This window comes from Bacillus safensis FO-36b (assembly GCF_000691165.1).
In the GTDB taxonomy this organism is placed as follows: domain Bacteria; phylum Bacillota; class Bacilli; order Bacillales; family Bacillaceae; genus Bacillus; species Bacillus safensis.
Genome location: NZ_ASJD01000009.1, coordinates 76,509 through 102,315, shown reverse-complemented (window position 1 = coordinate 102,315; position 25,807 = coordinate 76,509). Strand labels below are relative to the sequence as shown.

At 39.9% G+C, this 25,807-nt stretch carries 24 protein-coding genes; 14 read left to right on the top strand and 10 right to left on the bottom strand.

Annotated elements, in window-relative coordinates:
• Window positions 1-268 precede the first annotated feature (268 nt).
• The 7 genes from gyrA to dnaA all read right to left on the bottom strand — a co-directional run bounded on the left by gyrA (window position 269) and on the right by dnaA (window position 9,411).
• Window positions 269-2,773 (bottom strand): DNA gyrase subunit A, encoded by a 2,505-nt coding sequence (gene gyrA, locus BA81_RS16010; protein ID WP_034283649.1) that lies wholly within the window; start codon window positions 2,771-2,773, stop codon window positions 269-271.
• Between the two features lie 232 nt (window positions 2,774-3,005).
• Window positions 3,006-4,922 (bottom strand): DNA topoisomerase (ATP-hydrolyzing) subunit B, encoded by a 1,917-nt coding sequence (gene gyrB / locus BA81_RS16005; protein WP_034283656.1) that lies wholly within the window; start codon window positions 4,920-4,922, stop codon window positions 3,006-3,008.
• Window positions 4,923-4,979: 57 nt separating this feature from the next.
• The gene (gene remB / locus BA81_RS16000) at window positions 4,980-5,225 is read right to left on the bottom strand and encodes an extracellular matrix regulator RemB (protein WP_034283648.1); all 246 of its coding nucleotides are present in this window, start codon (window positions 5,223-5,225) and stop codon (window positions 4,980-4,982) included.
• 17 nt (window positions 5,226-5,242) lie between these two features.
• Window positions 5,243-6,355, bottom strand: a complete 1,113-nt coding sequence (gene recF, locus BA81_RS15995) for a DNA replication/repair protein RecF (RefSeq protein ID WP_034283646.1) — start codon at window positions 6,353-6,355, stop codon at window positions 5,243-5,245.
• Window positions 6,356-6,371: 16 nt separating this feature from the next.
• Window positions 6,372-6,587, bottom strand: a complete 216-nt coding sequence (gene yaaA, locus BA81_RS15990; RefSeq protein ID WP_008360916.1) for a S4 domain-containing protein YaaA — start codon at window positions 6,585-6,587, stop codon at window positions 6,372-6,374.
• Window positions 6,588-6,737: 150 nt separating this feature from the next.
• Entirely contained in the window at window positions 6,738-7,874 is a 1,137-nt protein-coding gene (gene dnaN / locus BA81_RS15985; protein ID WP_024424074.1) for a DNA polymerase III subunit beta, read from the bottom strand.
• 196 nt (window positions 7,875-8,070) lie between these two features.
• On the bottom strand, window positions 8,071-9,411 hold the full coding sequence (gene dnaA, locus BA81_RS15980; protein ID WP_024424073.1) for a chromosomal replication initiator protein DnaA: 1,341 nt from the start codon (window positions 9,409-9,411) through the stop codon (window positions 8,071-8,073).
• A 620-nt stretch (window positions 9,412-10,031) separates the two neighbouring features.
• On the opposite strand from dnaA, the gene rpmH reads away from it, so the two are divergent.
• The 11 genes from rpmH (at window position 10,032) to BA81_RS15930 (ending at window position 20,363) form a co-directional block, all read left to right on the top strand.
• Window positions 10,032-10,166 (top strand): 50S ribosomal protein L34, encoded by a 135-nt coding sequence (gene rpmH, locus BA81_RS19425; RefSeq protein WP_073208224.1) that lies wholly within the window; start codon window positions 10,032-10,034, stop codon window positions 10,164-10,166.
• A gap of 78 nt (window positions 10,167-10,244) precedes the next feature.
• On the top strand, window positions 10,245-10,604 hold the full coding sequence (gene rnpA, locus BA81_RS15975) for a ribonuclease P protein component (RefSeq protein ID WP_034283645.1): 360 nt from the start codon (window positions 10,245-10,247) through the stop codon (window positions 10,602-10,604).
• Window positions 10,605-10,762: 158 nt separating this feature from the next.
• Window positions 10,763-11,545 (top strand): YidC family membrane integrase SpoIIIJ, encoded by a 783-nt coding sequence (gene spoIIIJ, locus BA81_RS15970; protein ID WP_087976621.1) that lies wholly within the window; start codon window positions 10,763-10,765, stop codon window positions 11,543-11,545.
• Window positions 11,542-12,165 carry an RNA-binding cell elongation regulator Jag/EloR gene (gene jag, locus BA81_RS15965; protein ID WP_034283644.1) on the top strand — a complete coding sequence of 208 codons (624 nt, stop codon included), beginning with the start codon at window positions 11,542-11,544 and terminating at the stop codon, window positions 12,163-12,165. The genes spoIIIJ and jag overlap by 4 nt, the downstream gene beginning before the upstream one ends.
• A gap of 401 nt (window positions 12,166-12,566) precedes the next feature.
• Window positions 12,567-13,946 carry a tRNA uridine-5-carboxymethylaminomethyl(34) synthesis GTPase MnmE gene (gene mnmE / locus BA81_RS15960; protein ID WP_024424070.1) on the top strand — a complete coding sequence of 460 codons (1,380 nt, stop codon included), beginning with the start codon at window positions 12,567-12,569 and terminating at the stop codon, window positions 13,944-13,946.
• 17 nt (window positions 13,947-13,963) lie between these two features.
• Window positions 13,964-15,850, top strand: a complete 1,887-nt coding sequence (gene mnmG / locus BA81_RS15955; RefSeq protein WP_034283642.1) for a tRNA uridine-5-carboxymethylaminomethyl(34) synthesis enzyme MnmG — start codon at window positions 13,964-13,966, stop codon at window positions 15,848-15,850.
• Window positions 15,851-15,863: 13 nt separating this feature from the next.
• Window positions 15,864-16,583: a 16S rRNA (guanine(527)-N(7))-methyltransferase RsmG gene (gene rsmG / locus BA81_RS15950; protein WP_024424068.1), complete on the top strand. Its 720-nt coding sequence runs from the start codon at window positions 15,864-15,866 to the stop codon at window positions 16,581-16,583.
• A 105-nt stretch (window positions 16,584-16,688) separates the two neighbouring features.
• Window positions 16,689-17,564: a nucleoid occlusion protein gene (gene noc / locus BA81_RS15945; RefSeq protein WP_024424067.1), complete on the top strand. Its 876-nt coding sequence runs from the start codon at window positions 16,689-16,691 to the stop codon at window positions 17,562-17,564.
• A 129-nt stretch (window positions 17,565-17,693) separates the two neighbouring features.
• A complete protein-coding gene (locus tag BA81_RS15940; protein WP_034283641.1) occupies window positions 17,694-18,518 on the top strand; it encodes an orthopoxovirus pf05708 family protein in 825 nt (274 codons plus the stop codon).
• A gap of 236 nt (window positions 18,519-18,754) precedes the next feature.
• A complete protein-coding gene (soj, locus tag BA81_RS15935) occupies window positions 18,755-19,516 on the top strand; it encodes a sporulation initiation inhibitor protein Soj (RefSeq protein WP_008360890.1) in 762 nt (253 codons plus the stop codon).
• On the top strand, window positions 19,509-20,363 hold the full coding sequence (locus tag BA81_RS15930; protein ID WP_034283639.1) for a ParB/RepB/Spo0J family partition protein: 855 nt from the start codon (window positions 19,509-19,511) through the stop codon (window positions 20,361-20,363). Before soj ends, BA81_RS15930 begins: the two co-directional genes overlap by 8 nt.
• A gap of 25 nt (window positions 20,364-20,388) precedes the next feature.
• Here the strand turns inward: BA81_RS15930 and yyaC are convergent, their stop codons facing one another.
• The gene (yyaC, locus tag BA81_RS15925) at window positions 20,389-21,015 is read right to left on the bottom strand and encodes a spore protease YyaC (protein WP_034283638.1); all 627 of its coding nucleotides are present in this window, start codon (window positions 21,013-21,015) and stop codon (window positions 20,389-20,391) included.
• Between the two features lie 75 nt (window positions 21,016-21,090).
• On the opposite strand from yyaC, the gene BA81_RS15920 reads away from it, so the two are divergent.
• Window positions 21,091-22,131 carry a YkvI family membrane protein gene (locus BA81_RS15920; RefSeq protein WP_227001755.1) on the top strand — a complete coding sequence of 347 codons (1,041 nt, stop codon included), beginning with the start codon at window positions 21,091-21,093 and terminating at the stop codon, window positions 22,129-22,131.
• A gap of 38 nt (window positions 22,132-22,169) precedes the next feature.
• Here BA81_RS15920 and BA81_RS15915 read toward each other — a convergent pair whose 3' ends face one another.
• Window positions 22,170-22,580, bottom strand: a complete 411-nt coding sequence (locus BA81_RS15915) for a hypothetical protein (RefSeq protein ID WP_034283636.1) — start codon at window positions 22,578-22,580, stop codon at window positions 22,170-22,172.
• A gap of 15 nt (window positions 22,581-22,595) precedes the next feature.
• Entirely contained in the window at window positions 22,596-23,915 is a 1,320-nt protein-coding gene (locus BA81_RS15910; protein WP_034283635.1) for a hypothetical protein, read from the bottom strand.
• Window positions 23,916-24,209: 294 nt separating this feature from the next.
• Here BA81_RS15910 and BA81_RS15905 point away from each other — a divergent pair, with 294 nt between their 5' ends.
• Both BA81_RS15905 and ychF read left to right on the top strand, forming a co-directional pair.
• The gene (locus BA81_RS15905; RefSeq protein WP_008347561.1) at window positions 24,210-24,416 is read left to right on the top strand and encodes a DUF951 domain-containing protein; all 207 of its coding nucleotides are present in this window, start codon (window positions 24,210-24,212) and stop codon (window positions 24,414-24,416) included.
• Between the two features lie 216 nt (window positions 24,417-24,632).
• Window positions 24,633-25,733 carry a redox-regulated ATPase YchF gene (gene ychF, locus BA81_RS15900; protein ID WP_024424059.1) on the top strand — a complete coding sequence of 367 codons (1,101 nt, stop codon included), beginning with the start codon at window positions 24,633-24,635 and terminating at the stop codon, window positions 25,731-25,733.
• Window positions 25,734-25,807 lie beyond the last annotated feature (74 nt).

Sequence of the window (25,807 nt, the reverse complement as noted above, 5' to 3'; positions counted from 1 at the left end):
TTGTCTTGTTTAGTTTTCAAAGAACTTGTTTGTCACTCTCTTAAAGCGACCACTTAAATATATCATATATCTCTATCAACAGTCAACATTTTTCTTGAAAAACATTTTATTTTTTTAAGAAGTTTCCACTGTAAAAGAGATAAAAAATAGAGCCTCTTTTTGCTCCTTTGAAAGATTAACACATATCTATGAAAAAAGCATTATAAATTTCAAAAAAACATGAGTTTTTTTAGAAAAAAATAAAGCCGGTGAAAAACCGGCTTTATTTTTACTCAGATTGCTCTTGATCTGACTCTATAGTTTCTACGTTTTCTTCACTATTCTCTTCATCATCTTCTTGTGATTGTTCAACTAATGCCACTGTAGCGACATGTTCATCATCACCTAGACGGATCAGGCGGACACCTTGAGTGACTCGGCCTGTTGTTGAAATGTCTGAAACGGCCATACGAATGATCACGCCGCTTCCTGTAATAATCATCAAGTCCTCTTCAGCTTCAGCATTCGTCGCCTTCACTGCGACAAGCGGACCATTGTTGTCAGTGATTTTACATGTTTTAAGACCTTTACCGCCCCGACTTTGAACACGGTATTCTTTTTCAGGTGTTAACTTACCATATCCTTTTTCGGTGACAATCAATACGTTTGCATCTGGCTCAAGGATTTCCATCCCAACGACGATGTCATCTTCAGAAAGCGTAATTCCTTTCACGCCAGCTGCCGTACGCCCCATTTCACGAACATCTGTCTCGTCGAAACGAATCAGCATACCTTTTTTCGTACCAATGATGATTTGTTTTTCTCCATTGGTTAAACGGACAGCCATCAGTTCATCTTCGTCACGAAGACTTAATGCGATAAGTCCATTGTTTCGAATGTTGGCAAACTGAGACAATGAAGTTCGTTTTGATACACCATGTCTTGTTGTAAAGAAGAGATACGAATCTTCATCAAATTCGCTTACTGGAATAATGGCATTAATCCACTCTCCCTTTTCTACTTCAAGCAGGTTAATAATCGGAATCCCTTTCGCTGTCCGTCCGAATTCAGGAATCTCATATCCCTTCGCACGATAGACCTTCCCTTTATTAGAGAAGAAGAGGATCGTATCATGGGTAGATGTTGAAATCAGCTGTTCTACGAAATCATCCTCATTGGTTCCCATTCCCTGAACACCTTTACCGCCTCTTTTTTGACTGCGGTATGTTGATGCAGGCAGACGCTTGATATAACCATTATGAGTCAGCGTAATCACGATGTTCTCAACAGGAATCAAATCTTCGTCTTCAATTGTTTCAATACCTGCTGTCACAATTTCAGTACGGCGCGTATCATTGAAACGTTCTTTGATTTCTGTTAATTCTTCTCTAATGATTTCAAGAACTTTTTCATTGTCTGCTAAAATGGCTTTCAACTCAGCAATCAAATCAACAAGCCCTTTGTATTCTTCTTCTATCTTTTCTCTTTCCAAACCAGTTAAGCGCTGAAGACGCATATCAAGAATGGCCTGTGCTTGTTTTTCGGACAAGCTATAGTTCTCCATTAAGCCATTTCTCGCGATTTCAGCAGTTTGAGAGCTTCTAATTAATGCAATGACTTCATCTAAGTGGTCAAGAGCGATTCTTAAACCTTCTAGAATATGAGCTCTTGCTTCAGCTTTACGAAGTTCATATGCTGTTCTTCTGCGAATAATCACTTTTTGATGCTCTAGATAATATTCAAGACATTGTTTGAGGGACAAGACTTTCGGCTGTCCATCGACAAGTGCCAATAAGTTGATTCCAAATGATGTTTGGAGTGTCGTTTGTTTATAAAGATTGTTTAATAGAACGTGGGCGTTCGCGTCTCTTCGCAGTTCAATCACAATCCGCATTCCATTACGATCAGACTCGTCACGCAGATCTGTAATGCCATCGATCTTTTTATCGCGCACAAGATCAGCGATTTTTTCGATCAAACGGGCTTTGTTGACCTGATATGGAATTTCATTGATGACAATCCGCTGCTTACCGCTGGATGTTTCTTCGATGATAGACTTTGCACGTAATGTAATAGAGCCCCGGCCTGTTTCATATGCCTTACGGATTCCGCTTCGGCCAATGATTTGTCCCGCAGTTGGGAAGTCTGGTCCTGGAATGATCTCCATTAGTTCCTGTGTTGTCATTTCTGGACTTTGACTAATTGCCAGTACACCATCAATCACTTCACCTAGCTGGTGAGGCGGAATGTTGGTTGCCATCCCTACAGCGATACCTGTTGCCCCGTTGACTAATAAGTTCGGGAAACGAGCAGGCATGACGATTGGTTCTCTTTCACTGCCATCGTAGTTATCTTGATAATCAATCGTATCCTTGGTGATATCACGAAGGATTTCCATTGAAATTTTAGATAGACGCGCCTCAGTATAACGCATTGCTGCTGCACTGTCTCCATCGACAGAACCAAAGTTTCCGTGTCCTTCAACTAGCATATTTCGATAGTTGAAGTCTTGCGCCATACGAACCATCGCTTCGTATACAGCGCTGTCACCGTGAGGGTGGTACTTACCGATAACTTCTCCAACGATACGTGCAGATTTCTTAAATGGTTTATCACTTGTCATACCTAGGTCATTCATCGCATACAAAATTCTTCGATGCACGGGCTTCAATCCATCTCGCACATCTGGTAATGCACGCGAAACAATAACACTCATTGCATAATCTAAAAAGGACGTACGCATTTCTTGACTAATATTCACTTCGCGTACATTTGGTGTATGTTGTTCACTCACTATAAGAACCTCCCTTTACGTATCACATGAAATAAATTATGTGGGAGTAAAATATGTATTTATCTTCACAAGACTATTCTTCATTATATCAATAATCTCGGCTTTATACACATTAATTTACTAGAAAATCAACGAAAACACGGAAAACCAGGACATTCGTTTCACACCCCTGTTTCTTGAAAAACAACCTTATTCCAAACAAGAAATAAGGTTGTTCTCAGGAGGGATTCATCTAAATATCAAGGTTTTTCACGTATTGTGCATTTTCTTCGATAAAGTTCCGTCTCGGCTCTACTTTATCTCCCATCAGCATTTCAAATGTCTCATCAGCATCGATCGCATCCTCAAGTGTGACTTGAAGAAGTGTTCTCGCATCAGGGTCCATTGTTGTTTCCCAAAGCTGAGTAGCATTCATCTCTCCAAGACCTTTATAACGCTGAAGTCCAGGCTTTGGTGTTTGAGGTAGTGATTTTAACAGCTCATCCAGCTGTTTATCGTTATACACGTACTCCACACGTTTTCCTTGCTGCACTTTATATAAAGGCGGCTGTGCAATATACACATAACCGTTTTCAATGATTTGACGCATGTAACGATAGAAGAATGTTAAGAGAAGCGTTCGGATATGCGCTCCATCTACATCGGCATCTGTCATGATCACAACTTTGTGATAGCGTGCTTTCTCTAAAGTGAAGTCTTCTCCGATTCCAGTTCCTAACGCTGTAATCATTGCACGAACCTCGTTGTTCGATAAAATTTTATCTAAACGAGCTTTTTCTACGTTTAGGATCTTCCCTCTTAACGGTAAGATCGCTTGGAAGTGACGATCACGGCCTTGCTTAGCAGATCCGCCCGCAGAATCTCCCTCTACAATATAGAGCTCAGAGATGGAAGGATCTTTAGAAGAACAGTCCGCCAGTTTCCCAGGTAAGCTGGAGACTTCCAGCGCACTTTTACGTCTTGTCAGCTCACGAGCCTTTTTGGCAGCCATTCTTGCACGAGCTGCCATCAGTCCTTTTTCCACAATTTTTTTCGCAGAATCAGGATTTTCAAGCAAGAATTTCTCAAGTGCTTCTGAGAAAAGGGAGTCTGTGATGGTTCTCGCTTCTGAGTTCCCAAGCTTTGTCTTCGTTTGCCCTTCGAATTGAGGGTCTGGATGTTTGATGGAGATAATGGCTGTTAAGCCTTCTCGCACATCTTCACCACTTAAATTCGCATCCCCATCTTTGAATACGCCATTTTTACGAGCATAGTCATTGATGACACGCGTTAGACCGGTTTTAAAGCCAGCTTCATGTGTTCCGCCTTCATACGTGTTGATGTTGTTGGCGAAGGAATAGATATTGCTTGTATAGGAATCGTTGTATTGTAATGCCACTTCAACCGTAATTCCGTCTTTCTCACCTTCGATGTACACAGGTTCTTCATGAACGACTTCTTTTGAGCGGTTTAAATGTTCTACATAGCTCTTAATACCGCCTTCGTAGCAGTATTCATTTTTCCGCTCTTTGCCTTCACGCAAGTCTTCTATGATGATGTTTACACCTTTTGTTAAGAAAGCTAACTCACGAACACGGTTAGCAAGTGTATCGTAATCAAATTCAATGGTTTCCGTGAAAATTTCTGGATCTGGCACAAAGTGGGTTGTTGTCCCGGTTACATCTGTTTCACCAATAACCTCTAAATCTCCCACTGGAACACCGCGTTTGAACTGCTGATAATGAATTTTTCCGTCACGGTATACGGTCACGTCTAAGGTAGTAGATAATGCATTTACAACAGATGCCCCTACACCATGTAGACCGCCAGATACTTTATAACCGCTGCCGTCAAATTTACCGCCAGCGTGAAGAACAGTCATAATGACCTCTACGGCAGGACGCCCCATTTTCTCATGAATTCCAACAGGAATCCCGCGGCCATTATCTTTTACTGTAATGCTGTTATCCTTTTCAATTTGCACTGTAATGTCTGTACAATAACCAGCTAATGCCTCATCAATACTGTTGTCGACAATTTCCCATACAAGATGGTGAAGTCCTTTTGCATTGGTTGACCCAATGTACATTCCTGGACGTTTTCTAACAGCTTCTAGTCCTTCAAGCACCTGTATCTGATTTTCATCATAACTATTATGTTGCTGTTCCATTGCCACGTACATTCACCTACACTTTTCTTAAACGATATATTTATATGAATTGAGCTTTTAGACTTCAATTTCAATCACAAACGAAGCACGTTTTTTGAGCGTGCTTGAGGAAAGAGGAGAGTAATAAACAGACTCAGTTGTGACGACAATGGATTTGGGTGTCCCTTGTGATAACGAAATGATATGTTTCTCCTGTTTTTGTAGAAATTCTTCTACAACAGAAGACGACCTCATTTTGTAATCAACAATTGCGACAATCTCTCGTGTAGAAACAACACAATCATCACCTAAATGAATATACAAGACTCACACCTCATTTATCAGTCAATTACTTTTCCACTGGCTACTCTGAAAATTTCCGCTTCTTTCAGGGTGGCGTGATCGATGCCTTCAACACTTGTTGTGGTGACGAAGGTCTGTACTCGCCCCTGAATGGTATGGAGCAAATGAGACTGTCTGTAATCATCAAGTTCAGATAACACATCATCAAGTAGAAGAATAGGATATTCTCCGATTTCTTCATGTATCAGATCAATTTCTGCCAGCTTTAGTGAAAGAGCTGTTGTTCTTTGCTGCCCTTGAGAGCCATATGTCTGAACATCCCGGCCATTCACAAAGAAAAGCAGGTCATCTCTGTGAGGTCCCCACAGTGTCACCCCTCGGTCTATTTCTCTCTCTCTTAGTTTCTGAAACGATTCTTCATAGCTATTCTTTATTTTCGACAAGTCTGACGCTTCTGATACCTCTATTGCCGACTGGTATTGGAGCGTGAGTGTTTCTAGCTCTCTAGAAATCCCAAAATGCAGCGGCTGCGCCCATTTTTCGAGCTGTTTCGTAAAAGTCAGTCGTCTTTTGACCACTTTCGCTGCCGCATCAATCAACTGCTCTGTTAAAATCTCCAGCATCGCTTGATCCGATTGCTTTCTTGTCTGCAATTGTTTCAAGTAATGATTCCGCTGAGAAAGGATTTTTTGATAGAGCGATAAATCATGTAAGTAGACAGCAGAAACTTGTCCAATCTCCATGTCGAGGAATCTTCTGCGGATTTGCGGGCTGCCCTTCACAAGACTTAAGTCCTCTGGCGCAAACATGATGGTGTTTAATGCACCAACATAATGACTGAGCTTCTGTTGTTCAATGTGATTGACCTTGCCCTTTTTCCCTTTTTTTGAGATCACGAGCTGCATTGGGAGTGGACCATTTTTTTTAATGACTCTACCTTCTATTTTAGCATAGTCTTGGTCCCATCGGATAAGTTCTTTATCATTTGACGTACGATGAGACTTTGCCATCGACAATACATAGATCGCTTCCATCAAGTTCGTTTTACCTTGGGCATTCTCACCGATCATGACATTCACCTTATTGTCGAATTGAAGCTCGGTGTGTTCATAGTTTCGGTATGAAGTTAACGCCAGACTTTGAATGTACATGTATTGTCACCCGTTTCTAATTCACAACTTGAAATGTGCCGTAACCTTCAATCTCGACAACATCTCCTGGGTATAGTTTGCGTCCCCGTCTATTATCTGGCTCTTGATTAATGAACACCTCATGTTCACTTAAAAACCATTTCGCCATTCCGCCAGATTGGATGACTTCGGCTAATTTCAAAAACTGCCCTAATGTAATCATTTCTGTTTCAATGGTTATAAGATTAGGCATTGTATCGACCTCTTTCAATATCACTAATATCTAATTGTACTAAAAAACAAGACAAGAAGGAAAGGGGGAAAGCCAACTGGGATGAAAGAAAGCATGGAAAACGAGAAGAAAAGCTGCTGTGCACTCACACAGCAGCCATTTTAGATTGAATTAATACGTTCTTACCGGAAGAATCAATTGCAAGATAGAATCATCATTCGGCGTACGCAGCAGGAACGGTCTCATTGCACCAGTGAAGCTTACATGAATATCTGTTCCCTCTAATACTTTTAACGCATCCAGCATATATTTTGGACTGAAGGAGATTTTAAGATCTTCCCCTTTAATGTCATCTGCTTGAACCGTCTCCACCACTTTACCGATCTCAGGTGAATTAGAAGAGATTTCAAGGCTTTGTTCAGGATCAGCTGACAGTTTCACGACATTATTACGTCCTTCTCTTGCCAAAAGTGATGCACGATCAATGGCTTGAAGGAACTCTTTCGTGTTGACCACGACATCCGTTTTACTTTCTTGCGGGATCAGACGAGCTGTATCTGGATAATTTCCATCCAGCAACCTTGAGAAGAACAGCACATTTTGTGCTTTAAAAAGAACTTGGGTTTCTGTAATGACGATGCTCACAAGATCTTGTCCATCATCAAGAATTTTACTTAGCTCTGTTAAACTCTTCCCTGGAATCACGACATTATACGAACTTTCCTCGTTAATATCTAGCTTCGCTTTTCTTAAAGCAAGACGGTGGCTATCCGTCGCCGTGCATATTAATTCACCTTTTTCCACCTTCCAGTTTACACCTGTCAAGATAGGTCGTGTTTCTGAGGTGGACACTGCAAAAACAGTTTGACGAATTAAGTTTTTAAGCAGATCTGTCGGAATTTGAAATGCATGATGCTCTTCAATTTGTGGAAGATGCGGATATTCTTCAGCATCTAAGCCGTTTAGGTTAAATTCCGCTGAACCAGAGCGGATGATCGTCAGGTGATTTTGTTCTACTTCAATTTCGACAGTAGACATAGGCAGTTTCTTTACAATTTCACTAAAGAAGCGGGCTTGAAGCACAATACTTCCCGGACGATCAATGGTGATAACCTCTAAATCTCCATCTCTTTGAGGAATGAAAGATTCAATTGAGATATCAGAATCGCTTCCTGTTAGAGAAACCCCTTCATCAGACGCAACAATTTTAATCCCTGTCAAAATAGGAATCGTTGTTCTAGAGGATACAGCCTTTAATACATCTTGGACACTTTGGACAAGACGATCTTTTTGAATCGTGAATTTCATAGTGGTCCTCCTAAATTTTCTTAATGACATGTATATATATTTTATTAATAAAAATCGTAGAAGTAATAGTAGGGCTTGTGAATATGTGGATAAGTCATGAAAAAGAAAGGAAAGACAGCCTATCCACATGTGGACAGACTGTGTATGACTATGCTCTAGTTATTCACATTTTCCCGTACTCATTATATCAGCTTGGTTATTTTAATTGTTCTTTGATCTCTTTGACATGCTGCTGAAGCTGTTCATCTTCAACAATTAACTTCGAAATCTTCTCATGAGCATGAATGACAGTCGTATGATCACGACCGCCAAATTCTTCTCCGATTTTAGGCAGAGAGGAATCGGTCATTTCTCTAGAGAGGTACATGGCAATTTGTCTTGGATAAGCAACTGACTTCGTACGTTTCTTTGCTTTGAAATCCTCTAATCGAATATTAAATTGCTGCCCTACAATTCTTTGAATATCTTTAATTGTAATGACCTTAGGCTTTGATGAAGGAATGATGTCCTTTAGCGCCTCAGCTGCTAGATCTGCATTAATGTCTTTATTAATTAAAGATGAATAAGCAACAACACGAATCAAAGCACCCTCCAGCTCACGAATGTTGCTGTCGATTTGATTGGCAATGTACAGCATGACTTCATTTGGAATGTCCAAGCCTTCTGCCTTTGCTTTTTTGCGCAGAATTGCGATGCGCGTTTCTAGATCTGGCGGGGTAATGTCTGTAATTAAGCCCCATTCAAATCGAGAGCGTAATCTGTCTTCAAGTGTCGGAATTTCCTTCGGAGGCCGGTCACTAGAAATGACGATTTGCTTACTTTCTTCGTGAAGTGTGTTGAATGTATGGAAAAACTCTTCTTGTGTTTGTTCTTTTCCTGCTAGAAATTGAATATCATCTATCAAAAGCACATCTACATTCCGATAGCGGTTACGGAAGTCGACAGCTTTGTTATCTCGAATTGAGTTGATAAATTCATTAGTAAATTTTTCAGATGATAGATAGACCACTTTGGCCGATGGATTATGGTCGATCACGTAATGACCAATCGCATGCATCAAGTGAGTCTTTCCTAAACCAACGCCCCCATAAATAAAAAGCGGGTTATATGCTTTTGCTGGTGCTTCCGCGACTGCAAGTGAAGCGGCATGAGCAAAACGGTTGCCTGAACCAATAACAAAAGTATCAAATGTATATTTTGGATTCAGCATATTTTGTGGAATGTCAACGGGCTCTTCTTTAGACATTTTTTTGATAGGAGACTTTGGCATGGCTTCCTCTTCGTCCTGATTTTGAGGAATAATAAATTTAATGCTGAGCTCTTCACCTGTTAGTTCATAGATGGTATCAGCAATTAAGTGAAGATATCTTGACTCAAGCCAATCTCTAGCAAATTCATTAGGTGCCGTAATTGTAAGCGTATCTCCCTGAAGAGAATGGGCTTTTGTCGATTTCATCCATGTCTCAAAACTGGGTTTGCTCAATTTTGTCTCTATTTTTTGAAGTGCTTTATTCCACAGATCCAAAATATTTTCCATAAGGCTTCTCCCCCCTCCTTTTCTTTTTAAAATGACCAGTATCAAACTGTTATAGAACACGAAAAAGAGCAAATGGTCATCACCATTCGTGCACATACATTGTTGAAAACAATTAATATAGTAGAAAAACGTCTTTTCGACAAATTACACAAGCTGTGGATAAACAATTCAACAGGCTGTGTAATAACTTTCCACAGGTTATCCACAAATTGTGGATAATATAAAAGGGCCAGATAAGTAATTAAGAGTTAAAACACAAATATAATATCAAAATAAACAAGATGGTGCAATGGGTGTCACAAACTTATCCACACACTTTACATCCTGTTGAAAAATAATTATCCACATCGGTTATTTGTGTGAAAAAAATGTCGATAATGGGTGTGGATAGTCTAAATATGCCGGAAAAATATCCACATTCTTGTTTTGAAGGTCTTTTAGGAGGAAAAAGAGAATAAAATGCTGGAAACTAAAAAAGAAGGTTTCTTCGTTTGATAATTTATGTTATGCTTATAAGGTTGATAATAAGAGTTTTATCATTGATATTGACAATCGATGGGTTACACAAATATAATGAGTTAGACTGTCTTAAACAGCTATTCCTCAGGGAGGTGTCATAAATGAAAAGAACGTTTCAACCAAATAACCGTAAGCGTAGTAAAGTTCATGGCTTCCGCAGCCGTATGAGTACTAAAAACGGACGTCTAGTTTTAAAGCGACGCCGCAGCAAAGGTAGAAAAAAATTATCAGCTTAGGCCACTGAATAATGTCAGTGGTCTTTTTTACATAAAATCGTAAATGAACTGTCAGTTTTTATCGGAGTGGAAGAAAACATGAAGAAGCGAAACAGGCTAAAAAAAAATGAAGAGTTTCAAAAGGTGTTCAAAAAAGGTCAATCAATGGCAAATCGCCAATTCGTTATTTACCAGCTGGATCAGCCAAATCAAGTTGAACTGCGTCTAGGATTGTCTGTCAGTAAGAAGATTGGTAATGCAGTGATTAGAAACCGAATTAAACGTCTGATCCGTCAGGTGTTTTTAGAGGAAGGCCATAAGTTAAAGCAAGAAAAAGACTACATTGTCATTGCACGACAACCAGCGAGTGAATTGACCTTTGAAGAAACAAAGAAGTCTCTCCAACATTTATTTAGAAAATCCGCTGTTTATCAACAACAACCGAAAAAGTCTTCGTAATAGAAACTTTCGTTGAATCAATTTTTAAAAGCGCTTCCTTCATCTAGTGAATTAAAATGAAACCACCACTTTGCAAAGAAAAAATGTTACCATACTGATTAGGTGAGTCACTTTCTTAATCAATTCCAACTTAAATAAAGTTTGAAGTAATGGGAGGAATCTTGTTGAAAAGGCGATTATTACTAATATTTAGCTTGATTGGCGTATTGGTTTTATTGGCAGGATGTACACAGATCAATGAACCAATTACATCAGATAGTAAGGGATTCTGGAATTCTTATATTGTTTACCCGCTATCTCAATTAATCACGTACATGGCAAACTTAACTGGTGAAAACTATGGTGTAGCGATTATTATTGTAACACTGTTAATTCGCTTGCTTATTTTACCATTAATGATTAAACAGTTAAGAAGTACAAAAGCGATGCAAGCATTACAGCCTGAATTGAAAAAGCTTCGTGAAAAATATAGCTCTAAAGATCAAAAAACACAGCAGCAGCTTCAGCAGGAAACAATGGCCCTTTTTCAAAAAAATGGCGTCAATCCATTAGCAGGCTGTTTCCCAATTTTAATTCAAATGCCAATCCTTATTGGTTTCTATCATGCAATTATGAGAACAGCAGAAATTAAAAAGCATACATTCTTATGGTTTGACTTAGGCAGCCCAGATCCATTGTTCCTATTACCGATTATTGCGGGTGTAGCTACTTTCATTCAGCAAAAGCTGATGATGGCTGGAAATCCTTCGGACAACCCTCAAATGGCTATCATGCTATGGGTGATGCCGATTATGATCGTTGTGTTTGCAATTAGTTTCCCAGCAGCACTTTCATTGTACTGGGTTGTAGGTAACATTTTCATGATCATTCAAACATTGGTGATTAAAACACCTCAAGTAAAAGTTGATACAAAAGAAAAAGCTGGCGGGAATAAAAAATGAAGGAAATAACTGCTGTCGGTCGCACAATCGAAGAAGCAGTAGATTCCGGACTTAAACAAATTCAGCTACTACAAGAAGAAGTAGAAATCACAATAGTAGATGAAGGAAATAAAGGGTTTTTAGGATTATTTGGTAAAAGACAAGCTGTGGTCAAGTTAGTAGAAAAGATAAATGCATTTAAATTAGCTACACAGTATTTGGATAAAATTGTTAAGTCTATTGATCCTAAAGCAAAGATTATTTCCAAACAGGAACCGAAAAACATTTCTTACCACATTGATGGAGATAAAACGTCATTAATGATTGGAAAAAGAGGCCAGACATTGTACTCTTTAGAAACGTTGGTACAGCTAGTGTTTAATCGTTATTCTGATCAGTATCATCATATAACAATTGATATTGGCGATTATAGGAAGAAACGACAAGAAGCACTTGAACAATATGCAGTCAAAACAGCAAATCGGGTTTTAAAAACGAAGAGAAAGGTTCATTTAGAACCAATGCCTTCGAATGAACGAAAAATTGTTCATGATGCGATTGCTGCATTCTCTAAAGAACTTGCAACGGCATCTGAAGATACAGGCAGCAAACGTCATGTTGTGGTGCTGTATAAAAAATAGCAGAAAGGCTAAGATTCAGCAAAGCTGGATTTTAGTCTTTTTTTATTGAAAAATTGCTTTTTATAGAGGATTCATCCTTTATTTCTAAAAAATGAGTGTGTGATATGAGTGCAAAACGCCAATTTAACAAGTAAGTATAGGGATCAGGGCGTTTAAATTTATTGGATTTAGGTGTAAGATGTGAAGACAAGTTTAAAACGTCGTTATTCACATGTGGATAAGTTAAGTGTTAAAATAGATAAGATGCAAAGCTGTGGATAATTAGATATGGGATACTTTCACTTCGCTTTCATTTATGGTATCTTTAAATTTTGGATTAAGCGTTTTTGATATAGAAATGGACAATGTCCATTTAATAGATAACAGACTGTTTATTAAGTAGAGAAAGAGGTGAATGAGTGATGGATACAATTGCAGCAATTTCTACACCGATGGGTGAAGGAGCAATTGCGATTATTCGTTTAAGCGGGCCTGATGCGGTACAGATTGCTGATCGGATGTATAAAGGTCCTAAGGAGAAAAAACTTGTATCGGTGGATTCACATACGATTCATTATGGTCATATTGTGGATTCTAGCACTGAGCAAGTCATAGAAGAGGTCATGGTGTCAGTATTAAGAGCACCAAAAACATTTACGAGAGAAGACGTTATTGAGATTAACTGCCATGGCGGAATTGTAACGGTCAACAAAGTACTGCAGCTTGCTTTAAGAGAAGGAGCAAGATTAGCGGAGCCAGGTGAGTTTACAAAACGAGCTTTCTTAAATGGAAGAATTGATCTTTCACAGGCTGAAGCGGTAATGGATTTGATTCGCGCAAAGACAGATCGTGCGATGAATGTAGCGATTACTCAAATGGAGGGACGACTCTCCGGTTTGATTAAACGACTTCGCGGTGAGATATTGGAAACTCTGGCCCATGTTGAAGTCAATATTGACTATCCTGAGTATGACGATGTTGAAGAAATGACGCATCGGGTTTTAGTTGAAAAGGCAACATCAGTGAAAAAGGAAATTGAGTCACTGCTAACGACTTCTCAGCAGGGGAAAATACTGCGAGAAGGCTTATCTACTGTCATTATTGGAAGACCGAATGTTGGGAAGTCTTCCTTGTTGAATAGTCTTGTACAGGAAACAAAAGCGATTGTAACGGATATTCCTGGAACAACGAGAGATGTCATTGAGGAATATGTAAATGTTAGAGGTGTACCGCTTCGTTTAGTCGATACTGCGGGTATACGTGAGACGGAGGACATTGTTGAGCGTATAGGGGTTGAACGATCTAGACAGGTCTTAAAAGAAGCTGACCTGATTTTACTTGTGCTCAATTATAGCGAGGAATTGTCAGAAGAGGATATCAAACTTTTTGAGGCCGTCTCAGGCATGGATATCATCGTAATCGTGAATAAGACAGATCTTGAGCCTAAGCTTGATATTGAAAAGGTCAAGCAGTTAGCGAAGGATCGTCCGGTGGTTACTACATCATTATTACAAGAAAAAGGGATTGATGAACTTGAAATCGCGATTCAATCACTATTCTTCACGGGTTCAATTGAAAGTGGAGATTTAACGTATGTAAGTAATACAAGGCATATTGCTCTTCTTCAGGCAGCAAAACAATCCATTGAGGATGCTCTTGAAGGAATTGAAATGGACGTACCGATCGACATAGTTCAAATAGATTTAACACGCTGCTGGGAACAGCTGGGTGAAATTATTGGAGATGCTGTTCATGAGAGCTTGATTGATCAGTTATTCTCTCAATTCTGTTTAGGAAAGTAAAGGGAGGAACATAAGAAATGGGTTATGAAGCTGGCAATTATGACGTAATCGTCGTGGGTGCCGGTCATGCTGGAGTTGAGGCTGCTCTTGCTTCTGCAAGACAGGGCGCCAAAACACTTGTATTGACTATCAACCTCGATATGGTTGCTTTTATGCCATGTAATCCGTCTGTAGGCGGCCCCGCAAAAGGGATTGTCGTCAGAGAAATTGATGCTCTAGGCGGAGAAATGGCACGAAATATAGATAAGACGCATATTCAAATGCGCATGCTGAATACGGGGAAAGGACCTGCTGTCCGTGCGTTAAGAGCGCAAGCAGATAAGTTCCAATATCAGCATGAAATGAAAAAAACAATGGAAAATGAACCAAACCTGACAATGCTGCAAGGTATGGTAGATCATTTAATTGTAGAAGATGATGAATGTAAGGGTGTTGTTACTCAAACAGGGGCGAACTATCGTGCGAAGTCTGTTGTTTTAACGACAGGGACTTTCTTAAAAGGCCGCATCATTTTAGGAGACCTTTCGTATTCAAGCGGTCCAAATAACCAGCAGCCTTCTATTAAATTATCTGATCATTTAGTAGAACTAGGATTCGATTTGGTTCGCTTTAAAACAGGAACACCTCCTCGAGTGAATAGCCACTCGATTGATTATAGTAAAACAGAAATTCAACCAGGTGATGATGTCCCGCGGGCGTTCTCCTATGAAACGGTTGAATATATTACTGACCAGCTGCCATGCTGGTTAACGTACACGAGTTTAGAGACCCATCAAATTATTGATGAGAATCTTCACCGTTCTCCAATGTATTCAGGTATGATTAAAGGAACTGGCCCTAGATACTGCCCATCCATTGAAGATAAAGTGGTTCGTTTCAATGATAAACCGAGACATCAAATTTTCTTAGAGCCAGAAGGTCGTAATACGCAGGAAGTTTATGTTCAAGGATTGTCTACAAGTCTTCCGGAGGATGTACAGCAGCGCATGCTTTCAACCATCCCAGGACTCGAGAATGTTCAAATGATGAGAGCGGGTTATGCCATCGAGTATGATGCGATTGTGCCTACTCAGTTGTGGCCTACACTTGAGACGAAGAAAATTTCTGGATTATATACAGCCGGCCAAATTAATGGTACGTCTGGTTATGAGGAAGCAGCAGGTCAAGGGATTATGGCAGGTATTAATGCAGGAAGAAAAGCATTAGGTAAAGAAGAAGTCATTTTAAGCCGTTCTGATGCATATATCGGTGTCCTCATCGATGACCTTGTCACAAAAGGAACAAATGAACCCTACCGTCTCTTGACATCACGTGCTGAGTATCGTCTCCTTCTACGCCATGACAATGCTGATTTAAGATTAACTGAACTTGGCTATCAAATTGGATTAATTTCTGAAGAAAGATTCCAAGCATTCCAGCAGAAAAAAGAAGCCATTGAAGCAGAGAAAAAACGTTTATATTCTGTGATCATTAAACCTACAGCAGAGACTCAAGAATTTATTCGTTCACTCGGTGGAAGTGAGTTGAAGGACGGCATTCGTGCAAGTGATTTGATGAAACGTCCAGAAATGAATTATGAAACTGTTGTGAAATTAGCTCCTGCGGAAACACCGCTTCCTTCTGATGTGTGTGAGCAGGTAGAGATTCAAATTAAATACGAAGGTTATATTGAAAAGTCACTCCAGCAAGTTGAAAAACTGAAAAAGATGGAGAACAAAAAGATTCCTGATCGTATTGATTATGATGCCATCAAAGGGATTGCAACTGAAGCGAAACAAAAGCTGAAAGAAGTCCGACCGCTTTCTGTTGCACAGGCTTCTCGTATTTCAGGCGTTAACCCTGCTGATATTTCTATCCTTTTAGTATATTTAGAGCAGGGGCGTATTGCGAAGATAGCAGAATAGAAAGGATGTCGGCATGAACATTGAACAATTTACAGCAGCACTAGAGGAGAAAGGGATCACTCTTTCTCCTGTGCAGCTTGAACAATTTGAAACCTACTTCCGCATGCTTGTAGAATGGAACGAGAAAATGAATTTAACGTCCATTACTGAAAAGGAAGAAGTGTATTTAAAGCATTTTTATGATTCAATATCAGCAGCATTTTTTATTGATTTTCACAAAGTGACGACGATTTGTGATATTGGAGCTGGTGCTGGTTTTCCAAGCATTCCTCTTAAAATTTGTTTCCCTCATCTACATGTGACCATTGTTGATTCTCTTCAGAAACGAATTACGTTTCTCAATGAGTTAGCAAAAGGATTAAACTTACAAGATACTACTTTTTATCATGATCGTGCGGAAACGTTTGGACAACGTAAGGAAAAGCGTGAAAGCTATGATCTTGTCACTGCTAGAGCAGTTGCACGTTTATCCGTCTTGAGCGAACTATGTCTGCCTCTAGTGAAAAAGGAAGGATTGTTTGTTGCCTTAAAAGCATCTGCCGCTGATGAAGAAATGCAAGCAGGGAAAAAAGCTGTCACAGTCCTCGGAGGAGAGGTTGTTGAAAAGCATTCCTTTGTTCTTCCTTTAGAAGAAAGCGAACGGAACATCATTGTCATTGAAAAGAAAAAGCAAACACCAAAAAAATATCCTAGAAAACCAGGAACACCTAATAAATCACCAATAGAAGGTTGATCATGTAAAAGGTCGGTTTTTCTTCAATATTTATGATTTTACAGAAGGAAAAAACATGAGAAAATAGAATTATAAAAAGGTAGTTTTTAAAGGTGGTGTAGGTTCATGAAGCATTCACTCTCACGCTTCTTCGGGCTTGGAGACAAAGAACATCCTGAGCGTGAAACCGAAATAGAGGCAGAGATTGCTGAGCATGATACATTAAAGGAAGAGATACAGGAGCTCCCGGTCGACACAATTATGCCAAACCGTTTTCAGCCACGCACCATTTTTTCAGAAGAAAAGATACAAGAGCTGGCCACGACGATTCATACCCATGGCATTATCCAACCGATTGTTGTTAGACCAACAGAAGAAGAAGGAAAATATGAACTGATCGCCGGCGAAAGACGTTGGAGAGCGGTACAGACTCTTCAATGGGAGAAAATCCCCGCTATTATAAAAGATTTTACTGATACGGAAACGGCATCTGTGGCATTGATTGAAAATTTGCAAAGAGAAGAGCTGTCTTCTATTGAAGAGGCTCATGCTTATGCACGTCTTTTAGAGCTTCATGATTTAACGCAAGAGGCGCTTGCTCAGCGTTTAGGCAAGGGACAATCAACTGTTGCAAACAAATTAAGACTTTTAAAGTTGCCTGAAGAGGTACAACAGGCCATTTTAGAGAAAAAAATCTCTGAAAGGCATGCACGGTCACTTGTGCCCCTAAAGCTTCCAGAATTACAAATCGCGCTATTGCAGGAAATCATCGAAAAGCAGTTGAATGTGAAACAGACTGAAGAGCGTGTAGTGAAGATGCTTGAACAAAAAACGGATCGCAAACCGAAGCCAAAACGTAAGGCGTTTAGTCGTGATACACGAATTGCGATGAATACCATTCGTCAGTCTCTCCACATGGTAGAAGACAGCGGACTTAAAATAAATACCGAGGAAGAAGAGTTTGAGGAATATATCCAATTAACGATTCGAATTCCTAAATAGAAATAAGCTGATGAGCGCCACTCGTCAGCTTTTTTTGTTTGTCTTATTTCCTGCACACACCATATTTACATAATATTTATAAATTGGTAAAATATGATTTTCATAGTATAAAGGAGGTGACAACTACTGATGAAAATGAAGAAGACTATTTTCGCCATTATTTGCTATTTACTAATTTCTTTTTCTGTTTTTCCAAATGAAGCGACAATATACGCTGTGAAATCGCCAACGGCTCATGCGGATGAAGGCCTGATGACCAACGAAGAATTGAACGTTTTGAAGAAGCAAGGTGTTGTTTCTAAAGATGTGACTGTACAGCAATTTAATCAAGAGTATGCGTCTTCCGACGATTCGATCGACTTGATTACAGCTGACGATGATTTGAAGAACTATGGTTTACGACAAAATAAGCATGATGAGCTGGTGACGGATGAAAAGCCGCATACCCTCAAGCAACTTTTAGGAAAGCCGTATCCTGGTACCGATATTATCCCTAAAAAAGGAGATATCTTGGTGACAACCACTGATGCTGTGAAGGGGTTGGTTGGACATGCAGGTATCGTCATTAATGAGAAAAGCTATGCTTCTATTCCAGGGTTTCGAAAGCATCCTCAACTTGATTCCATTCATAACTGGTTTCGCTATAGTGCCAATACAAAGGTAATTCGGATTAATCAAGAGGAGAAGGCAGATTTAGCAGGGGAATGGGCACACGATTATGTGAAAGATCATCCGAAGGCTCGCTACTCCATCACCATGTCAATTCAATCATTGGACCCGACTTATTGTTCAAAGATCGTGTGGCAGGCCTATGGCAAAACAGGGGACGCTTTGGGACATGCGACTTTTACCATTAAGACACCCTATGGATTTTTAAAAAAGAAAAGCTATAAAACAGTAACTCCTAAGGTCATTGTCAGTGAAGGCCGTAAAATAGGTGAATTATACTTTTAATATGTGACCCTCACTTTTGATAGAAGTGAGGGTTTTGATGTATGTCTATTTCTTAAAAAAGATATATCAATATACTTTTTAGATGTGTTTTCATTCGTTCTTTTATGTACGAAAAGGCACATTCACCGACGAATTTATAATAGGGGAACAAAAAAAGCAAACGTTTCATACTTTTTTTGATAGAATAGGAAGTATGAATGAATGAGAAACTTGTTAAGTTGAAAGTGGGTGACATCGTGGGGAAAATCATAGCGATTACCAACCAGAAGGGCGGCGTCGGGAAGACGACAACTTCTGTTAATTTGGGTGCGTGTTTAGCATACATAGGCAAACGAGTGTTGTTAGTTGATATTGATCCGCAGGGCAATGCCACGAGTGGTATTGGGATTGAGAAGGCCGACGTAGAGAAGTGTGTGTACGATATTTTAGTTGATGATGCAGATGTTCTTGATGTGATTAAGACGACAGAGGTCGAAAATCTTGATGTCATTCCTGCGACGATACAGCTTGCAGGGGCTGAAATAGAGCTTGTGCCTACAATCTCACGTGAAGTGAGGCTGAAGAGAGCACTTGAATCTGTTAAGCAGAATTATGATTATATGATTATTGACTGCCCGCCATCACTTGGACTGCTGACGATTAATGCGTTAACTGCATCCGATTCCGTTTTAATACCAGTTCAATGCGAATATTATGCGCTTGAAGGATTGAGCCAATTGTTAAACACAGTTCGTCTCGTGCAGAAACATCTAAATACCGATCTTGCCATTGAAGGTGTCTTGTTGACAATGCTTGATGCCCGAACAAATCTTGGGATTCAGGTTATCGAAGAAGTGAAGAAGTACTTTAGAGATAAAGTCTATCAAACCGTCATTCCGAGAAATGTGAGGCTGAGTGAAGCGCCAAGTCATGGAAAGCCGATTATCTTGTATGATCCACGTTCAAGAGGTGCAGATGTCTATTTAGACTTAGCAAAGGAAGTGGATGCGAATGGCTAAAGGTCTTGGAAAGGGTATTAATGCACTATTTAACAACGTAGACTCAAATGAAGAAACGGTTGAAGAAATTAAATTAAAGGATTTGCGTCCGAATCCGTATCAGCCAAGGAAAACGTTTGATGATGATGCATTGTCTGATCTGAAAGAATCCATTCAGCAGCACGGTGTTTTACAGCCGATCATTGTTCGTAAATCGATTAAAGGATATGACATAGTAGCAGGAGAACGTCGTTTTCGCGCAGCACAACAAGCTGGTCTGACAACAATTCCTGCGATCGTTCGAGAGTTTTCAGAAACGCTGATGAGAGAAATTGCCCTTTTAGAAAACCTGCAGCGTGAGGATCTCTCTCCACTAGAGGAAGCGGAAGCGTATGCTTCCTTGCTGGATCATCTAAGTGTGACGCAAGAGAAATTAGCGAAGCGATTAGGGAAAAGCAGACCGCATATTGCGAACCATCTCCGTCTGTTGACTTTACCGGATGAGATCCAAAAGCTGATTGCAAATGGAACGTTATCAATGGGACATGGCCGGACATTGCTTAGCTTAAAGAACAAAAAGAAGCTGGCGCCTTTGGTAAAGAAAATCGTGGATGAGGGGTTAAACGTACGACAGGTTGAGAAACTTGTTCAGCAGTTAAACGAAAATGTTCCACGTGAAACAAAGAAAAAAGAAGCACCAAAGGATCGAGTGTTGAAAGAAAGAGAGTCTTTCTTACAAAACTACTTTGGTACTTCAGTGACGATCAAGAAACAGAAGAAAAAAGGGAAAATTGAGATTGAATTCCTCTCAAATGAAGATTTAGACAGAATCCTTGAATTGCTTTCTACGAGGGAATCATCAGAGTGACCATCTTGATATGAGATGGTCTTTTTTATATTCTTCCAGTGATATTTTGAATAGGGGTGAAGAGAGACCGGCTTTTTTCTCTCGTCCAATCCATTTGGTCAATGTGAGATAGACTTTCAGAAAGTGTATTGGCCATAGACATGACAAGATGAAGACGTGTGTTTTGGAGGACGAAGTATTCCATGAAACCACTCACATTGACGATCCCATTAATATGAATATCTCCTACCTCTGGAAGCTCTTTTTGCACACCAGCTCCAGGCTTTAACGGTCCATCTCCAATTTGGAAAGAACCGACACTTTTCACTCTTCCTAAACAGGCATCAACCGCTACAATAAACGGGTGTTTATGAGCTTGTTCAATTTCAGCGAGTTTTTCTTTTAAATTGACCGCATGCACTGGGTCAGAGAGTGTTCCATATACATGAAGCTTTTTCAAATCCAGACCTGAAAGCTTTGAACCAACAAGTGGACCTAGAGAGTCGCCAGTTGAGCGGTCTGTTCCAATACAAACGATGGCAACGGGTCTTTTTCCTGCTTTCTGAAGATGCGAGAATAAAATACTTTTAAGCTGTTGAATGGCGTTTGTATCCGTATGGGACACGTATTCTTTCACCCTATTTCTAAAAAAAAGACCGTTCTTGCTATTCATAGGTCTCACTTCCTTGTCATAGTAGTTAGTAACAGTATACGGAAACAAGCTTAATTCTATACCTATGAGGTGATGATTGTGTGGAAGGCTGGTTCAAGGTGGACGCTTTTAATTTTAGGAAGCTTAATAGGAGCGGGATATGCTTCCGGCCAGGAAATTTGGCAGTTTTTTGGCATTGATAGCGGACTAGCCATTCTACTGTTTACATTGATGTTTATGCTGTCTACTTATGTGGTGTTAAAAATCAGTTATGAGGTGCGTGCCGATCACTTTGTGCCAGTACTGGAACGGCTTGTCGGTCCATGGCTGGCTAAGGTGTATGACGTGTTAATTGTCCTTTATTTATTCACGACAACGACGGTCATGATTGCTGGCGGCGGGGTGACTCTTGAGATGTATCATGTGCCTTTTTGGGTTGGCATCGGCGCGTTCTGTTTGTTTTCATTTATGATTTTTTTCTGGGATGTGAAAGGGCTTTTATCTGTGAATGCTTTCATTATACCAATTTTGGTGGCGGGGCTCATCTATGCGTTTGTTTTTTATTATATGAATCATGATCATATGTGGCGTATTGATTTTGGGCAGCAGTACAATTGGCCTGCCAGCATTGTTTTTGCTTCTTTGAATATATTATCTGTTGTGGCAGTGCTGTCTTCGGTTGGGAAAGAAATGAAGGGGCTGGGGGAAGCCAAAGTGGCGAGTATATTAAGCGGTCTCATCTTTGGTGTGATCTCGTATGTGTATAACGAAATACTGGTTGATATTTCTGGAAGCCTTTCAGCAGAGGGAATTCCTTTGTTTACAGTATTAGAAGGGGCGCCGACGTCTTTGTTTGTGTTTATGACCATTGTCCTTTGTCTAGCGATTTATACGACGACGGCAGCAGGTTTATTTGGATTATCCAGCCGAATGCTTTCTTTTGTACGAATGCCCCGCTGGCTGGTTGTATTGGTGATGCTTCTTTTGATGGCCCCTTTGACATCTCTTGGATTTGCTGATTTGATTGCGTTCTTGTATCCAATTTATAGTTTGTTGAATCTTTATTTGCTCGTCTGTTTAATGCTGTATCCGATTTTAAGTAAAAAGATATTTTCTCGTCCTAAAAAATTATATTGATAAAATAAAATAAGCACCTCTCTTTTTTAGAGCTGTGCTTATTTGATCTGAATTGAATCAATAGCTTCTTTGATATCATCATAGACAGGCATTTGCTTGAGACGCTGGAGGCGATCCTCTAATTCTGAAATGGCCTGTCCCTTTAAATGCTGGGAAATGTGTTGTTTGACAATGGTCGTCTGGTTTATCATGTCTTCTGTTTTAGACAATTGATATTCCAAGTGCACGCGAGTATTTGCTAATTCGTCGTGCAGCCGCATTTTGAGCAGCCGTTTTAGATCCTTTCGCTGTCCTTCTCTGCGCATGGCCTGAATGGCGGCGATTTCTTCAGGAGACTGTGTTTGTGTGTGTGGTGCCGATTGATTTTCGAATACAGACATGGAGCGGCGGGCACTCACATTTTGCAAGAAACGCTGGGCGTCACTAGGAGGCTTATTTTGATTGATCATGCGATGACTCCTTTCTTAATGAATACCCATTTGCATTGCAAGGCGTCTATCTGCCTTGGCGTAGTCATCACCCATTGTGTACATATGTCTTGAAAGAGCAGAAAGCTCTTGTTCGTAATCCCTCAGGGTGTACAAGGCATTCAGCTGTTTTTCGTGTGAATAAAAGGAGGAATGCGACTGTTCCATCCTGACTTCCTCTACCAGTGCTTCCACATCACTATGACTTAATAAATCATAGTGGCCAAAGCCGACGAGTCCTTTGAGTTCTTGTTTTACATGATGGACGGCGTCTTTTACGCTTTCATCAATTCCATCGATTTTTTCAAATACAGTGTGCACTTCATGTTCAATAATACTTTGCAGATCATAGGATGAATTTTTCAGTAAATGGGATTTTATGATAATTTCAAGTCCGTCTTGTGCATATGCACGTCCAGAATGAATCTCTTGCAGCAGCATGGCTGTAAAACTTGTATTATGATCAAGCTGTTCATCTAAAATACGAGCAGATCCATTTGGATGGAATGAATATCCATTTGCTTTGAATTCTCCTGAAACGAGAGCTAAAAAAGCATTTGTATCAAAAGATTCGTTCCATTCTATATTCATAGATGCAAAAGCTGATTTTAAAAAGGTGTCAATTTCTCTTTTTTTGTATTTTACGGATTCTTGGACTGAGTCTTGCTGCCGTGGCGGTACGGTGTACTTGATTTGTCCAACTCCTTGATCATGACGATTGAGTAAACCGACGTAATGACTAGGCTGAATATATTCAGTCAACATGCGTTTATATTGACCTTGCTGCGCCTTTTGCTGAATCGAAGGCGACAGGCTGCTCCATATATTTGGGCTGTCAAAGGTGACGGCTTTTTTGACAGCTGGCTGTTCTGTTGCAATATAAGCACAAACAGCACCGGCAAGTGCTTGTCCAGTGAGATGGATACCTGCATTCGGATGCTTCTGACAGACTTTCTCTATGTATTCCTTCCCTTTAAAAAAGACATGGTCTTGATTGCCATCAAGGGACTTTCTTTCAATTGGATAGGCATAGTCAGTTTTGAGCAATGACTGTGCTGCGTTGTGTACATCTTGCTTAGATGACACCGTCATTTGATGTGGCAGCGGGCAGTGAAAAGCGACGATGAATTCATCTGATTGTTCCGGCTGCATTGTTAAACCATATAATTTTCGGTCGATCTTTAGAAAATCGTGGACAGTGAGTGTTTGCTGACCTATTTCTATTGTATGGTGCTGCTGGTAATTGTCGATATTTCCAGCATGATCGGATATGATTTTATATTCTTTATCAGTTAATCTATCCTTTCGATTGACCATCGTACCTGCTCCCTCACATAACATTTATGCAGATATCATAAATCAAAAAATATGGAAAAACCACCGCGTTCTACCAATAAAAACCTTTTGACCTACAGTGTTTGTGACAATATTGAAAAAAAACGGAGTTTAAGTAACTATTGGTCACAAATAAAATGATCTAAAAGAAGGGTTTTTTCTCTAAAAAAGAATAGGATGAACGATTGAAAGAGACTCTTTGTTTTGTGCATTGCCCTCCATCGCCGTTTTTTTGTACAATAGATTCAATGAAGTGAGCAAGAGAGGTGAAGGCTGATGGCAGACAAAGCGTTTGGGTTACATGATGTTGTAGAAATGAAAAAGCCCCATCCATGTGGTGCCAATCGGTGGAAGGTCATTCGTTTGGGCATGGATATCCGTATTAAATGTGAAGGCTGCGGACACAGCGTGATGATCCCAAGAAGAGATTTTGAACGAAAAATGAAGAAAATTCTCGTCAAGCATGAGGAGCCAACTGCTTAAGTAGGCCTCATGCTTTTTTCATTAAATTTGTCTTTTCTACAGCAAAGCCAGGTGCAATTTCTCGTTTTGAAGCATTGATTTATTCTTTTTGACGATGTTTCTTCTATTGAAAATGCATGGTGGTTAGCTTGTCTTTTCATGTAAACCTACTTATAATTGCTCTAGGTTCATATTACGCAGTATAACGAGCACGTTTGATATAGAGGAGATGAAAGAATGGCTTTAACAGCTGGTATTGTTGGCTTACCTAACGTCGGGAAGTCAACGCTATTTAATGCAATTACACAGGCTGGAGCGGAGTCTGCTAACTATCCGTTTTGTACCATTGATCCAAACGTCGGAATTGTAGAAGTTCCTGACGAGCGTTTACAAAAGCTAACAGAATTGGTGCAGCCGAAAAAGACAGTTCCCACTGCTTTCGAATTCACTGATATTGCGGGTATTGTCAAAGGTGCATCTAAAGGTGAAGGTTTAGGGAATAAATTCCTTTCTCATATTCGTCAAGTAGATGCGATTTGTCACGTGGTCAGAGCTTTTGCAGACGATAACATTACACACGTAGCTGGTAAGGTTGATCCTGTAGCAGATATTGAAACGATTAATCTCGAATTGATTTTGGCTGATTTAGAAACAGTTGAAAAGCGTTTAGCTCGTGTGAGTAAGCTCGCAAAACAAAAGGACAAGGAAGCAGTAGCTGAATTTGAGATTTTGTCGAAGCTAATGAACGCATTTGAAGCTGGGAAATCGGCAAGATCTGTAGAATTTACAGATGAACAGCAAAAGCTTGTGAAACAGCTTCATTTACTCACATCTAAACCAGTTCTTTATGTAGCAAATGTGAGTGAGGATGAAGTAGCGGATCATGAGGGCAACGAATATGTGCAGCAAATCCGTGAGTTTGCTTCTGGTGAAAACGCTGAAGTCATCGTCGTTTGTGCAAAGATCGAGTCTGAAATTGCAGAGCTTGAAGGAGAAGAGAAGCAAATGTTCCTTGAAGAGCTTGGTATTAATGAGTCAGGGCTTGATCAGCTAATTAGAGCATCTTATTCACTTCTAGGATTAGCTACGTATTTCACAGCAGGTGAGCAAGAGGTACGTGCTTGGACATTTAAAAAAGGAATGAAAGCGCCAGAATGTGCTGGAATCATCCACACAGACTTTGAGCGTGGATTTATTCGTGCTGAAACGGTTGCGTATGAGGATTTACTAGCTGGCGGAAGCATGTCTGCTGCTAAAGAAGCAGGAAAAGTTCGTCTAGAAGGCAAAGAATATGTAGTGAAAGATGGAGACGTCATTCATTTCCGTTTTAATGTATAGGTTCTTGTCATAGGCCAAGTGATTTGTTATAATATACAATTGTGAGTAATATAATTTATTGCTCCTTGCCCGTT